9 protein-coding genes are annotated in these 13,375 nt (G+C 68.7%); 8 read left to right on the top strand and 1 reads right to left on the bottom strand.

Annotated features, from left to right (window positions below; genetic code table 11):
- The first annotated feature begins 235 nt into the window (after positions 1-235).
- The 8 genes from D7X30_RS39545 (at position 236) to cglE (ending at position 12,525) form a co-directional block, all read left to right on the top strand.
- Positions 236-1,054, top strand: a complete 819-nt coding sequence (locus D7X30_RS39545) for an outer membrane beta-barrel domain-containing protein (RefSeq protein WP_120568160.1) — start codon at positions 236-238, stop codon at positions 1,052-1,054.
- A gap of 9 nt (positions 1,055-1,063) precedes the next feature.
- Entirely contained in the window at positions 1,064-2,260 is a 1,197-nt protein-coding gene (locus tag D7X30_RS39540; RefSeq protein WP_120568159.1) for an outer membrane beta-barrel domain-containing protein, read from the top strand.
- A 2-nt stretch (positions 2,261-2,262) separates the two neighbouring features.
- Complete coding sequence (locus D7X30_RS39535) at positions 2,263-3,801, top strand: tol-pal system YbgF family protein (protein WP_120568158.1); 1,539 nt, start codon at positions 2,263-2,265, stop codon at positions 3,799-3,801.
- A gap of 259 nt (positions 3,802-4,060) precedes the next feature.
- Positions 4,061-7,726: a tetratricopeptide repeat protein gene (locus tag D7X30_RS39530; protein WP_120568157.1), complete on the top strand. Its 3,666-nt coding sequence runs from the start codon at positions 4,061-4,063 to the stop codon at positions 7,724-7,726.
- Complete coding sequence (locus D7X30_RS39525; protein ID WP_120568156.1) at positions 7,723-9,180, top strand: tetratricopeptide repeat protein; 1,458 nt, start codon at positions 7,723-7,725, stop codon at positions 9,178-9,180. Before D7X30_RS39530 ends, D7X30_RS39525 begins: the two co-directional genes overlap by 4 nt.
- A 158-nt stretch (positions 9,181-9,338) precedes the next feature.
- Complete coding sequence (locus D7X30_RS39520; RefSeq protein ID WP_120547342.1) at positions 9,339-9,623, top strand: hypothetical protein; 285 nt, start codon at positions 9,339-9,341, stop codon at positions 9,621-9,623.
- A gap of 56 nt (positions 9,624-9,679) precedes the next feature.
- Positions 9,680-11,761, top strand: a complete 2,082-nt coding sequence (locus D7X30_RS39515; RefSeq protein ID WP_120568155.1) for a TonB family protein — start codon at positions 9,680-9,682, stop codon at positions 11,759-11,761.
- A gap of 164 nt (positions 11,762-11,925) precedes the next feature.
- Positions 11,926-12,525: an adventurous gliding motility protein CglE gene (gene cglE / locus D7X30_RS39510; protein ID WP_120568186.1), complete on the top strand. Its 600-nt coding sequence runs from the start codon at positions 11,926-11,928 to the stop codon at positions 12,523-12,525.
- Here the strand turns inward: cglE and D7X30_RS39505 are convergent.
- Positions 12,522-13,337, bottom strand: coding sequence for a helix-turn-helix domain-containing protein (locus D7X30_RS39505; RefSeq protein WP_120568154.1), 816 nt, complete (start codon positions 13,335-13,337; stop codon positions 12,522-12,524). The genes cglE and D7X30_RS39505 overlap by 4 nt on opposite strands.
- Positions 13,338-13,375 lie beyond the last annotated feature (38 nt).

Genomic DNA, 13,375 nt, shown 5'->3' with positions numbered 1-13,375 from the left:
GGGCGCGGTGTGCGCGCGTGCGCGTGGGGCGGGAGGCCTCGCATCCGTGCGGAAACGTTGAGTGCTGGTCGCCCTGGGGGCAAAGGGCGAAAACTTTACCGACTGCCGCTGGGATCCGCTTGCGGTGAATGGGCGCCGTGCTCACATCGCTGTCCCACGCCGGAGCCTCGCCGTCCAAGCAGACGGGTTGCCATCCGGATCACCCAACGGCCCACCCCCGGGCCGGGCAGGAGATATGAACGCACGCACGCTTCGCGTCTTCGCCGCGCTGAGCCTCTCGCTGACGGCTCTCGGCGCCGCCGCACAGGAAGACGGCGTCCTGGACTCGGCGGTCGTCCGCAACCGGCTCTACAAGCCCGCGGGCCATCCGGAGCTGTCCCTGTCCGTGGGCCTGCCAGTGCAGACGCATCTGACGGCGCACTACTTCTTCGACGTCGGGCTGGCCTACAACCTGTTCGACACGTTCGCGCTGGAGGCGCGCGCGGGCTACGCCGTCAGCCGCCAGACGGGCCTGGCGCGCTCCATCTCCGAGTCCTTCCTGGACCGCGAGGACAAGCGCGTCACGGACGAGCTGGAGGACATGTGGCGGATGAACCTGCACGGCGTCGTCGGCGCGCGGTGGGCGCCCATCTACGGGAAGATCAGCCTCGTCGCGGACATCCCGGTGCACTTCCAGACGTACCTCTGGGCGGGTGGTGGCCTCACCAACCTGAAGCGCCAGTCCGTCATCCAGTGCAGCCAGGTCGTGGACCGGGCCGCGGGCGTCTGTGACAACCGCACGGCCGTGGATGACCGGGGCAGCGCCACGGAGAACTACTGGGTGAAGGAGTCGCGTGTGGCGCCGGTGGTGTCCGCCGCGCTGGGCTTCCGCTTCTTCATCAAGGAGCAGCACGGCATCCGGCTGGAGCTGCGCGACTGGATCTTCGAGGACAGCTACCGCGTGAACCTGCTGCGCGACGACTGGGAGGCTGGCCGGACCACCGGTGAGCCCGCCGGCAGCCCAGGCCTCACGCACCTGGTGCAGTTCGACCTCGGCTACACCTTCTCCTTCTGACCCATTCCTATGCGACCCTTCCGATCCATCGCGCTCCTCGTCGCCGCGGTGCCTGCCCTCGCGTTCGCGCAAGGCGCCGCTCCGGCGCAGCCGCCGGCCGCTCCGGGGCCGGATGCGACCGCGCCGGCCTCTCCTTCACCGGCCGAACCGCCGGAGCGCCAGCGCACCGAGCGCGACGCGCCGGCCGTGCCTCAGTCCATTCCTGAAGCCGCGCCGGCCACTCCGTCCGCGCCCGCCGTCACCGACGAGGACGCCGCGGATAGCGCTCCGTCCAGTGCGCAAGCTCCGGCCACGCCGCCCACGGACGCGCCGGTGCTGGACACCGGTGAAGCGCCGCGCACCACGGACGCGCAGCAGCAGCGGCTGGTGAACGGCGCGCCGCTCTACAACCCGAACGTCAACGTCCACATCGTCCAGAAGAAGCGCTTCGCGGACGAGGGCAAGCACGAGCTGGTGCTGTACCCCGCCGCCGTGCAGGTGAACGGCAAGTTCACCAACCACGTGGGCACCGCGCTGAATTACGTCTACCACCTGCAGGAGAACTTCGCCCTCCAGGTGGGCGGCCAGTACAACTGGTACTCCGACGAGAGCGACTTCAACCTGGAGCTCATCGACAAGGTGCGGGAGCAGGCGCAGGCCGCGTCGTCGCTCCTGCTCCAGTGGGGCGCGCACGCGGGCGTGGAGGTGACGCCGCTCTACGGCAAGTTCGCCTTCTTCAACAACTCGCTGGCGCAGTTCAGCCTGGTGCTCAGCGGCGGCGCGGGCATCGGCAAGACGCGCCACCTCATCCGCCCGGAGGTGGCGAACGAGGTGGACGGGCAGACGTACCAGGTGCCCGCGCGCTTCGGCGACACGGGCAACAAGTTCCTGGGTGAGGTGGGCGGCGGCTTCCGCGTGCAGTTCGGTGAGCACTACGCCCTCCGCCTGGAGGTGCGCGACCTCATCTACACCGCGCGCGTGGACAAGGTGGACGGCTGCAACCTGGCGGACTTCGAGGCGCTGGAGGCCGCGCGTGCCGCCAACCAGCCCTTCGACGGCCTCAACCTGAGCGGCAGCTGCAAGGTGGCGAAGTTCGACGGCGTGGACCCGAAGACGAAGAAGAACTACCGCGAGGACATCATCCTCGGGAGGGACCTCGTCGCCGAGCCTTCGTCGGACGTCCTCAACAACGTCAGCTTCTACGCTGGCTTCTCGGTGCTCTTCTAACCATGTCCCGACTGCTCCGACTCCTCGTCGTCCTCGGGCCCCTCGCCGTGCCCTCGGTGGCCCTCGCCCAGCAGGACGTGGGCACCTACAACCGCGCGCTGTCCGCCTTCAACGAAGGCAAGCTCGACACCGCCGCCCCCCTCTTCGCGCGGCTGGCGGAAGGGGAGGACGCGGACCTGAAGGGCAAGTCCGAGTTCTACCTGGCGCAGACCTTCGCCAAGAAGGACCTGCCCGTCGCGGCCTTCATCTCCTACGCGGCCATCGTCAACGCCGGCCCCACGCACCCCTCGTACCTCAAGGCCATCGAGGGGCTGGTGGACATGCAGCAGCGGCTGGATGAGCAGAACCTCATCCCCAGCATCCTGAACCAGGCCTACACCGACGAGGTGCGCGACCAGTGGGTCACGCTGCCCAAGGAGGTGCTCGCGCGCATCAACTACCTGGTCGGCACCGCCAGCCAGCGCCGCATGCGCTTCGAGGAGTCCCGCTCGCTCTTGGAGGCCGTGCCCGCCGACAGCCGCGTCTACGCGAAGGCCCGCTACCTGTTGGGCACCGTGCTCGCGGACCCTCGCTTCCCGGGGCGTCCCGGGGAAGGGGAGACGCTGGACAAGGAGGCCATCGCCGCGTTCCAGGCCGTGCTCCACACCAAGGAGCCGCAGGTGGAGCTGCCGGAGACGCGCGAGCTGGCGCTGCTGGCGCTGGGCCGCGTGCACTACCGCCGTGGTGAGTACGCGGACGCGGTGAAGGCGTACGAAGGTGTGCCCCGCTACGCGCGCTTCTGGGACCAGGCCCTGTTCGAGAACGGCTTCGCCCGCTTCCAGAACGAGGACTTCGGCGGCGCGCTGGGCAGCCTCCAGGCGCTGCACGCGCCGCAGTTCGAGGGCGCCTTCCAGCCCGAGTCGTGGATCCTCAAGGCCACCGTCTATTACTACTCGTGCCTCTACGACGAGGTGAAGACGACGCTCGCCGCGTTCGACGAGCGCTACGGCCCCATGGCCAAGCAGCTGGAGCCCTTCACCGGCGAGGACGTGGCGCCCATCAACGCCTTCAACCTGGTGGCCTCCGAGAACCGCCGCCTGCCGCGCGCCGTCTACCTGTGGATCCGCAACAACGAGCGCATCCGTGAAGTGATGCGGACCCTGTCGCGCGTGGACCAGGAGAAGCGCGCCATCAGTGAAGGCCCGTGGCGCGGGACGCCGTTCGCCGCGCAGACGGTGGCGTCGCTGGAGGACATCCGCACCACGCTGCTCCAGGTGGGCGGCACGCTGGCGAAGAACCGCATCAAGGAGGCCGCGGACAACCTCCGCACCTTCTCCGACCAGGCGGAGATCATCCGCGTGCAGACGGCGCTGGATGAGAAGGACCTCTTCTCCGAGGGCGTGGACCAGAAGGCGCTGCTCTCCCGCCAGTCGCTCTACCGCCCGAAGATGCCCGGCGCGGCGTGGAACTACTGGCGCTTCCAGGGCGAGTTCTGGATCGACGAGATTGGCTACTATCAGTACACGCTCAAGCGGGGCTGCCCCGCTCGCCAGGAGAAGTAGGCAAGTAGGAGCCGGGCGCACCCGGCCGCCGTGAGAAGCACCCCAAGAGGCCCCGCCACCGTGCGTTTGTCACGGGGACGGGGCCTCTTCGCGTGATGTTGAGTCCTGGAAGGTGGCTCGGCGTGATCGCGTACGCCGGGGCACAAGGCACGTTCCGGGCCACTTCTCAATCTGGGTACCCGCGTCTACTTTCCGTCGTCCCTCCCAATTGGGCAGAAGTTTTCCCAGGCAGGCGAGGCGCGGTTCTCCAGGAGCTCGCATGAAGGTGGTTCTTCGGTTCGGTGCACTGGCGGTGGGCGTCGCGCTCGCGGCCGGTGGGGTGGGGGAGGCGGCGGAGGAGACGGCACCGCCGCGGAAGGTGGCGACGAAGAAGTCCTCTTCGAAGGCCGCGGCCAGGAAGGCCGAGGCCGCGAGCAAGAAGGACAAGGAGGCGGAGAAGAAGGCGGAGCTGCCGCCCGGCGTCGCTCCCCAGGACATGCGCAAGGGCCCGGCGCGGGTGAAGCCCGCCACGGCCAAGTTCGCGGACATGCCGCGCATCGCGGACTCCAAGAAGGACGCGCTCGCGGACAAGAAGCGCGACGAGGCCATTGAAGGCTTCAAGCGCCTCATCCCCAAGCTGCAGGAGACCTCCACGCAGAAGGCGGAGATGCAGTACCGCCTGTCGGAGCTCTACTGGGAGAAGTCCAAGTACCTCTACCAGCTGGAGATGGAGAAGTTCCTCACGGCGGAGAAGGCCTACGACGCCGCCGTGGCGCGCGGTGAGAAGGCCACCGCGCCGGAGCAGGACCACCGCGACTCCGAGCGCTACCGCGCGGAGACGATGCGCATCTACGAGGCCATCCTCAGCGAGTACCCGGACTACCCGGCCCGCGACGAGGTCCTCTTCTCCCTGGGCTACAACCTCTACGATCTCAACCGCCGCGAGGACGCGGTGGCGCGCTACGAGGAGCTGATCCGCGACTTCCCGAAGTCGCAGTTCGTCCCGGACGCGTACATCCAGCTGGGCAACCACTACTTCGAGAACAACAAGCTCGCGCCCGCGAAGGAGAACTACGAGAAGGCGCGCGCCTCTGGCGTGCCAAAAATCTACGCCTACGCCACCTACAAGCTGTCCTGGTGTGACTTCAACGCGGGCGACCTGGACGCGGGCCTGAAGAAGCTGCACGAGGTGGTGGACTACGCCAGCCAGCGCGGCGAGGAGCTGGGCGACCTGCGCACGGAGGCCCTCAACGACCTCACCGTCTTCTACGTCCAGTTGGATCAGCCGAAGGAGGCGCTCGCCTACTTCAAGCAGAAGGCTCCGCCGAAGCGCCAGGGCCGGCTGCTCGCGAAGACGGCCGCGGGCCTGGTGGACGCGGGCCACTTCGACAGCGCCATCCTGGTGTACCGCACGCTCATCGACGATTCGCCCATGGGTGCGAACGCGCCGGAGTACCAGCAGGCGGTGGTGCGTGCGTTCGAAGGCCTGCGCCAGCGCCAGCAGGTCCGCAAGGAGATGAAGCGGATGGTGGACCTCTACCGCCCGGGTGGCGAGTGGTGGACCGCCAACGCCAGCAACGCGGGCGTGCTGCGCAACGCCTTCAGCGTGACCGAAGAGGCCATGCGCGTGATGGTCACCGAGTACCACCAGGAGGCGCAGAAGACGCGCCAGGTGGAGACCTACCGGCTCGCGCGCGACATCTACAAGCAGTACGTGGACGCGTTCGCCTCCAGCGACAACCCGGAGTTCGTGGCGGACTCCGCCTTCAACATCCGCTTCTTCTACGCGGAAATCCTCTGGGCCCTGGAGGAGTGGGAGGCCGCCGCCGGTGAGTACGACGCCGTGGTGGCGTTCAAGATCCCGGACCGCGACTCCGCGAAGGAGGTCTCCAACGAGGCCTACCGCAAGAGCGCCTCGTACAACGCGGTGCTCGCCTACGACAAGCTCGTCAAGATCGAGCGCGGCCAGATCGCCAAGAGCGACCTGAAGGACGGCCAGAAGGTCGACGAGAAGAAGGACAAGGGCGACGTCGCCAAGCAGAAGCTGGTGAAGCGCGACGCCAAGGAGCAGGCCGAGCAGCCGCTCACGAAGTTCGAGGACCGGCTGGTCGCCGCGTGCGACACGTACAACACCCTCTACCCGGGCAACCAGGATGAGATCGACCTGCGCTACCAGGCCGCCGTCATCCTCTACGACCGCGCGCACTTCGTGGACGCGGCCCGCCGCTTCGGGGAGATCATCGAGAAGTTCCCGGAGGAGCGCCGCTCGCGCGACGCCGCGGACCTGACCATGTACGTGCTGGAGAGCCGCGAGGAGTGGCAGGAGCTCAACACGCTCTCGCGCAAGTTCCTGGGCAACAAGAAGCTGTCCAAGCCCGGCTCCGACTTCGCCTTGCGCGTGGCCCGCGTGGTGGAGGGCAGCCAGTACAAGTACGTGGATGAGGTCATCTACAAGAAGGAGAAGAACCCGGCGAAGGCCGCCGAGGAGTTCCTCACCTTCGTGACGGAGTTCCCCAAGTCGGAGAACGCGGACCGCGCGCTCACCTACGCGATGGTCATCGCGCAGGAGGCCGGTGAGGTGGACAAGGGCATCACCGCCGGCGAGCGCGTCCTCAAGGAGTACCCGAACAGCAGCTTCGAACTGCAGACGCGCTACACGCTGTCCGGCCTCTACGAGAAGGTCGCCGAGTTCAAGAAGGCCGCCGCGATGTCCGAGTCCTTCGTGGCCGAGTACGACGCGGCCATCAAGGCCCGCGAGACGCAGTCGAAGAAGGACAAGGAGAAGAAGGCCAAGGCGACCACCGTCGCGAAGAAGGACGACACGCCGGGCGCCGCGGAGGACGCGGATTCCAAGCGCGCGCAGAAGGCCGCCGAGCTCAAGGCGCAGGTGGACGCGGCGGGCGAGTGGGTGGCGGACGCCCTCTTCAACGCGGGTGTCTGGTACGACGGCCTGGGCGAGTCCCAGAAGGCCGTCACCGCGTGGAACAACTACCTGGCGCGCTTCAAGGACCGCAAGGACGTGCCGCAGGTGGCCTTCTCCATCGGCCTCGTCTGGGAGAAGGAGAAGAAGTGGGGCGACGCGGCCCGCGCCTTCAACCGGTTCGTGGAGGACTATGGCCGCGACTCGCGCACCGCCGCGGGGCAGGCGTACCTGGCGCGGTACCACGAGCTGCTCGCGTACCAGAAGATGAAGGACGTGCGCGGCCAGGAGAAGGCGCAGGACGAGCTGGTGCGCGGCTGGAGCAAGCTCGCGGAGGGCGTGCGCAAGGACACCGCGGTGCTCAACGCGTACGGCCACGCGCGCTTCCTGGCGCTGGAGCCCACGTGGAAGCGCTTCTCGGACATCAAGTTCACGCGCGTCTCCACCATCCGCCGCGATCTGACGAACAAGCAGAAGGAGATGCAGCGCGTGGAGAAGGAGTACGCGGCGGTGCTCGCCACGGGCTCCGGCGAGTGGGGCATCGCGGCGCTGACCCGCATCGGCCTCGCGTACGCGGACTTCGCGCGCAACATCATGGACTCGCCGGATCCGTCCGGTCTGGATGAAGAGCAGCTCAGCATGTACCGCGGCGAGCTGGAGAACCTGGCGCTTCCGCTGGAGGACAAGTCCAGCGAGGCCCTGGAGAAGGGGCTCCAGAAGGCCTACGAGCTGGGCATCTACAGCGAGTGGACGCTGGCCGCGCAGGATCAGATCAACCGCCTGCGCCCGGGTGCTTACGCCCAGGTGAAGCCGGTGACTTACCGGGGCAGCAGTGATTCGCGCATCGCCTCGGGCGTGCTGAAGGACCTCAACGGCCCCATCAGCGCCTCCGTGGAGCCGAAGCCCGCCGCGACGACGCCCGCGCCAGAAGCCGTGCCCGCCGAGGGAACGAAGCCCGCCACGCAAGAGGGCTCGGAGCCCGCGAAGTCCGAGCCCACCGCGTCGCTCGAGGGGGTGCGGCCGTGAAGACGAACCACAGCATCGACATCAGCAGCCAGTTGAAGGGGACGGGGACGACGGGGATGAACGGCTTTCGCACCAAGCGCATGTTCCTGGCGGGGGCCTTCGCCTTCGCCTTCACCACGGCCTGCGCCACGGGCCCCAGGCCCACGCCCGTCGCGATGAACGCGGTGGAGAAGCCCGCCGCCGTGGTCCCCGCCGCCGCGCCTCCGTCCGCCCTGGCCCAGAAGGGCGACGCCGACGGCCAGTTCGCGCAGGCCCTGAAGGCCTACGAGGCCGGTGACCTGGACGCCGCTCGCAAGGGCTTCGAGGCCGTCGTCAACCAGCAGCCCAAGGCGCTCAACGCGCGCTTCAACCTGGGCGTCATCGCGGAGAAGCAGGGCCGCCCGGCGGACGCCCGCGTGGCGTACGAGCAGGTGCTCACCCTGGACCCGGCGCACACGCCGTCCGTGATGAACCTGGGGCTGATGCACCGGCACGCGGGCCAGTTGGACGAGGCGCTCGCGCTGTACACGAAGGCGCTCCAGACGCCGGGCCATGAACACGACGAGCCCGTGCTCAACGCGCTGGCCGCGACGTACCGGCTGGCGGGCAAGCTGGACGAGGCGGAGGCCACCGGCCGGCGCGTGCTCGCGCGCAGCAAGGACAACCCGGAGGCGTACAAGACGCTGGCGCTGGTGGCGTACGACCGCGGCCAGTACCGCCTGGCGGAGCTGCTGGTCATCAACGCGCGCAAGGTGGCGCAGGACGACCCGGCCATCTCCAACACGCTGGGGATGATCTACCTGAAGATGGACGACCGCCCGCGCGCCCTGGCCCAGTTCCAGAAGGCCGTGTCGCTGGATGACAACTTCGCGCCCGGCCACCTCAACCTGGGCGCCCTGGCGCTGAGCTACCGCGACTACGCGGGCGCGGAGAAGGCCTTCACCAAGGCCCTGTCCCTGGAGCCGGACGGCCTGGAGGGTCAGCTGTACCTGGCGTACGCGCTGGACGGGCAGAAGGGCCTGGATCCGAAGAAGGGCGTCGCCGCGGGCGAGGCGTTCGAGAAGGTGCTCGCGCGCTCCGCGGACAAGCCGGAGGCGGTGTGCGGCGCGGGCTGGGCGTACGCGTCCGAGCGCACGGGCTTCGAGAAGGCCATCGCGTTCCTGGACCGCTGCAAGGAGCTGTCCTCCACGACGGATCAGGACAAGCAGCTCATCACCGCCAAGGTGAATGGCCTGCAGAACATGCTCAAGAACCCACCGCCGGCCCCGGCTCCGGCCGCCACCGCGGAGGCCGATGGCGAGGAGAAGAAGGACGCCGCCGCCACCGGGGGCGCGGGCTCGTCCGTGATGAACCAGCTGCCCCAGGACACCAGCGCACCCGAGCAGGAGGCTCCGGCGGAAGAGCCGGCTGCCCCCGCGTCCGACGATGCGTCCGGCAATGGACAGACGGCTCCAACGCCTGCTCCGACGCCCTGAAGAAACAACAGTCGTCCCGGCGGGAGGGATGAGAACTTTCTTCCCGCCTTTAGCCGCCCAGGTGCAAGCGGCCGGGCGGCTCCCTTAGAATCCAGGGACTTGGAGTTGGTGCGAGCCCTGCAATGGAGTTCGCGAAGCGGGCCTGGCGGAGACATCACATGAAACGACTGCTGGCAGCGATGGTGATGGTGGGGGGGCTGGGGGTGGCGGCTCCCGCCCTGGCGCAGGACGGCAAGGACTCGGTGAAGATCATCCAGGAGGAGGATCGCACCGTGTACCGCAAGAAGACGGTGATTGATTTCACGGATGTGGCGGTGGAGGGCGAGCTCACGAAGCCGGAGGGCTCCTATGTCCTCAACCGCAAGAAGACGGATTTCCAAAGCCTCATCAAGGTCCGGGAGAACTTCGACCCGGAGCTTCAGAAGTCTGCGGACAATCTCTAGACGGCACAGGTGGCGTTGAACGTTTTCGGGACGGGAAGGGAAGAAGGAAGAACTTCATGGCGGCGGCGAGAAAAAACGGATTGACGCTTCGGATCACCACCCCGGACGGCTCCATCCAGGAGACGGTTTCGGAGGCGGAGAGTGTCATCGTGGGGTCGGGCGCCCAGGCGGCGGTGAAGATTCAGGATCCGCGCGTGTCCAACCTCCACGTGATGCTGAAGGTGGACAACGATGGCTCCGTGACAGCCATCGACCTGGGCAGTGAAGGCGGTACCCAGGTGTCCGGGCAGAAGCTCATCATCCCCACGGCGCTCAAGCCCGGGGATGTGCTCACGGTGGGCACCTCGCGGGTGGAGGTGCTCTTCGGTGAGGCGCCGCGGCCGGTGGCTCCGGCGGCGGCGGTGGCGCAGCCCGGCGTGTTCCAGCAGCGCCCGGTGATGCCTCCGGCGCCCCCGGTGGCCCACCCGGCTCCGGTTTCGGCTCCGGTGTCGCACGCGGCTCCGGTGCCTCCCAACATGCGGCAGGCTCCGCCTCAGCGGCCCGCGATGAACGCCGCGCCCACGAACGTGGTGGGCACGGTGAGCACGCCGCGCTCCGCTCCGGCGGGCGCGCTGGGCACGCAGGTGTCCCCGAACGTGACGTCCACCCCGGTGTTCGGCCCTCCGCCGCCTCCGGTGGCGGCGCGCAAGGCCACGCCTGCCCAGGTGGCCGCGGCCCGCAAGCCGCAGCCTCCGCCGCACCTGCAGGAGCCTCTGCCCCGGGACGCGCAGCCCACGCCGGACGCGAAGGTGCTCCAGGTGTCCATGCTCTGGGGCGACCAGATGCTGGAGGTCCAGCACTTCAAGGACGGCGCGCCGGTCACCATTGGCGAGGGCGCGAAGAACACCTTCACCGTGTTCTCTCCGCAGGTGGGCAAGCGCCACGTGCTCGCGGTGAGCAAGGGCGACAAGCTGGAGCTGCGCGCTCCGGCGGGCTCCGGCGTCTTCGTCACCAACAACGGCGACGTGCGCACGAAGGACGCGCTGCGCGCCGCGGGCCAGCTCAACACCGCCACGCCGGACCAGGAGCAGCTCTTCACCCTGGGCCTGCATGACCGGGCGGAGGTGTCGCTGGGCACGGTGGCGTTCGTGATGCGCTACGTGAAGCCGTCGCCGGCCATCCTGGCGACGTCGCTGTCCGACCGCGACTTCGGCTTCTTCAAGATCGCCGCCATCTGCCTCCTCGCTGCGGCGGCGTTCGTCACCGCCATGGTGCTGACGCCGCACACGGAGACGAAGTCCGCGGACGACGTCTTCGAGTCCCAGCAGCGCGTGGCCAAGTTCCTCATCGCCCCGGAGAAGAAGGTGGAGGCGAAGAAGCTCCAGCTCTCCGGCGTGGAGGAGGGGGCCAAGGCCAAGGACGAAGAGGGCAAGTTCGGCAAGCAGGAGGCGAAGCAGGAGGAGGCCGCGCCCTCCAAGCCGGGCACCCCGGTGGTGGACAAGTCCAAGAAGGAGAAGGACCGCCAGGTGGTGGGCAAGGTGGGCCTGCTCGGCGCGCTCAAGGGCATGAAGGGTGGCGCTTCCGACGTGTTCGGTCCGGGCGGCATCGGCACCGGCATCAACAACTCGCTGGGCGGCCTCAAGGGCGGCGCGGCCATGGGTGACGCGCACGGCGTGGGCGGCCTGGGTTCGCGCGGCACGGGCAACGGCGGTGGTGGCACTGCGCTGGGCATCGGTGGCCTGGGCACCCAGGGCAACGGCCGGGGCACGGGCGGGTCCGGCGGCATCGACCTGGGCGGCCGCGGCAAGTCCGTCACCAAGGTCATCCCCGGCAAGACGACGGTGATTGGCGGCCTGGACAAGGACGTCATCGCCAAGGTCATCCGGCGGCACCAGAACGAGATCAAGTACTGCTACGAGTCGGAGCTGAACAAGAACCCGTCGCTGGCCGGCAAGGTCGCGGTGGCCTTCACCATCGACCCGGCGGGCGCGGTGGCGGACGCCGGCGTGTCCGAGTCCACGCTGGGCAGCACCGCGGCGGAGCAGTGCATGATCTCCCGCATCCGTCGCTGGAAGTTCCCGGAGCCCAAGGGCGGCGGCGTGGTGAACGTGACGTACCCCTGGCTGTTCTCGCCCTCGGGTGCGGACGCCGCTGAGTAGTCCGGGGCGCACTTCGTAGACTGGAAGACCGAAATGGCGTGGACGAAACGGTCCACGCCATTTTCATTTTTCCCCGCTGCCGTTTCGTGCCGGGCGTCACTACTGTCCGTGCCACTGCTGCCAGGCGTGCGAGGGAGCAGGAGGACAACGTGACGGGAGGAGTCGTGAGGAAGTCGCTGCTGTTGGCCGCGCTCGCGCTGGCGACGCCGGCCCTGGGGGCCACGCCGCCGGAGGGCGTGCCGTTCGAGCCGCGCCGGGGGTTCTTCACCGAGACCGACGTCGGGGTCTTCTTCACGGTGGGCGGCGAGAACAGCTACTCCAACGCGCAGTCGTACGTGCAGTTGGGCATTGGCTATGACTTGACGGAGCGGCTGTCGCTGGGCGCCCACTTCGCGCTGGGCTCCTCCGCGCAGAACTGCTTCGCGGGCTACCTGCCGGACTCCAACGTCTGCGCGCTGTCCGACAACTTCACGGTGGCCTTCGGCGACCTGACGGCCGCGTACCACGTGCGGATGGCCAACCGCTTCTACCTGACGCCCAAGGTGGCGGCGGGCTACACGCGGTTGGATCCCACGCCGGTGGATCCGGACCAGGGCGACCCAGGCCGCTCCGTCAACGCCTTCAACGCGGGCCTGGGCGTGGGCGTGGAGTACGCCACGTCCTTCGACCACTTCTCCGTGGGCGCGGACCTGCTCGGGCGCTACATCTTCGGGCCCAACATCATGACGTTCGCGGTGTTCCCGCGCGTGAAGTACACATTCTAGCGCGCCGCCTGCCGGGCGTATCCGGCGGGCGTGCAGCCCACGATGCGCCGGAAGTCGCGGATGAAGTGGGCCTGATCGAAGTAGCCCAGCTCCAGCGCCAGCCGCGCAAGCTCCGGAGGCGGCGTCTCACGCAGCCGCTCCGCGGCTTCATGCAGGCGGTAGCGCTGGATGACCCACTTGGGATTCACGCCCACGTAGCGGTTGAACAGCCGCTGCAGCGTGCGCAGGCCCGGGCCTCCGGGCGTGAGCAGGTCCTCCACCTTCGTCACCGCGCGGTCCTCCAGGATGCGCGCGACGAGCCCCTGCACAAGCGCCACGTTCGGATCCGGCGCGGGCATGCGGGCTCGCAGGAAGGCCTCCGCCAGGGCGATGCGCTCTTGGTCCGCGTCACGCGTGACGTCGGTGGCGAGGATGGCCTCTTCCAGCTCCAGCGCCTCCGGGCCCAGCACTGCACCAGGTGAGACGGCGCGCCGCGTGAGGGTGGACACCGGCGTGCCCACGAAGGGGAAGAAGCCGCCGGGTCGGAACTTGATGCTGAACACGCCGCCCAGGCCCTCCAGCGTGATGGAGAAGCGGCCCGGGTGCGGGCCTCCCACGCGGGACGTGCCGTCCTGGAAGGCCCAGTGCACGGACGGGTGGCTGAGGCTCTGCTGGAGGTAGGGCGGCTGTCCGCGCAGGTCCCATCGCACGGCCCAGAAGTGTTCGACCCACGGGCGCAGGTCCTCCGCGGGCAGGACGCGGACGTGCTCGAAGTGCCGGGGATCCGGTCGGGGATACAGCAGGCCCCGAGGCTTTCCCGCGTTCGACTCCACCTGTGTTGCCTCCTGGCGCGCCTCCAGCCAATGGAACG

This window comes from Corallococcus sp. AB011P, from assembly GCF_003611605.1.
GTDB classification, from domain to species: Bacteria; Myxococcota; Myxococcia; order Myxococcales; family Myxococcaceae; genus Corallococcus; species Corallococcus coralloides.
Note: the sequence above shows the minus strand (reverse complement) of the source record. Positions and strands in the feature narration are given on the sequence as shown.

What these genes read in the sequence shown, in the direction of transcription:
- D7X30_RS39545 (WP_120568160.1), top strand. Translation starts at nt 236, where the DNA reads ATGAACGCACGCACGCTTCGCGTCTTCGCCGCGCTGAGCCTCTCGCTG.
- D7X30_RS39540 (WP_120568159.1), top strand. Translation starts at nt 1,064, where the DNA reads ATGCGACCCTTCCGATCCATCGCGCTCCTCGTCGCCGCGGTGCCTGCC.
- D7X30_RS39535 (WP_120568158.1), top strand. Translation starts at nt 2,263, where the DNA reads ATGTCCCGACTGCTCCGACTCCTCGTCGTCCTCGGGCCCCTCGCCGTG.
- D7X30_RS39530 (WP_120568157.1), top strand. Translation starts at nt 4,061, where the DNA reads ATGAAGGTGGTTCTTCGGTTCGGTGCACTGGCGGTGGGCGTCGCGCTC.
- D7X30_RS39520 (WP_120547342.1), top strand. Translation starts at nt 9,339, where the DNA reads ATGAAACGACTGCTGGCAGCGATGGTGATGGTGGGGGGGCTGGGGGTG.
- D7X30_RS39515 (WP_120568155.1), top strand. Translation starts at nt 9,680, where the DNA reads ATGGCGGCGGCGAGAAAAAACGGATTGACGCTTCGGATCACCACCCCG.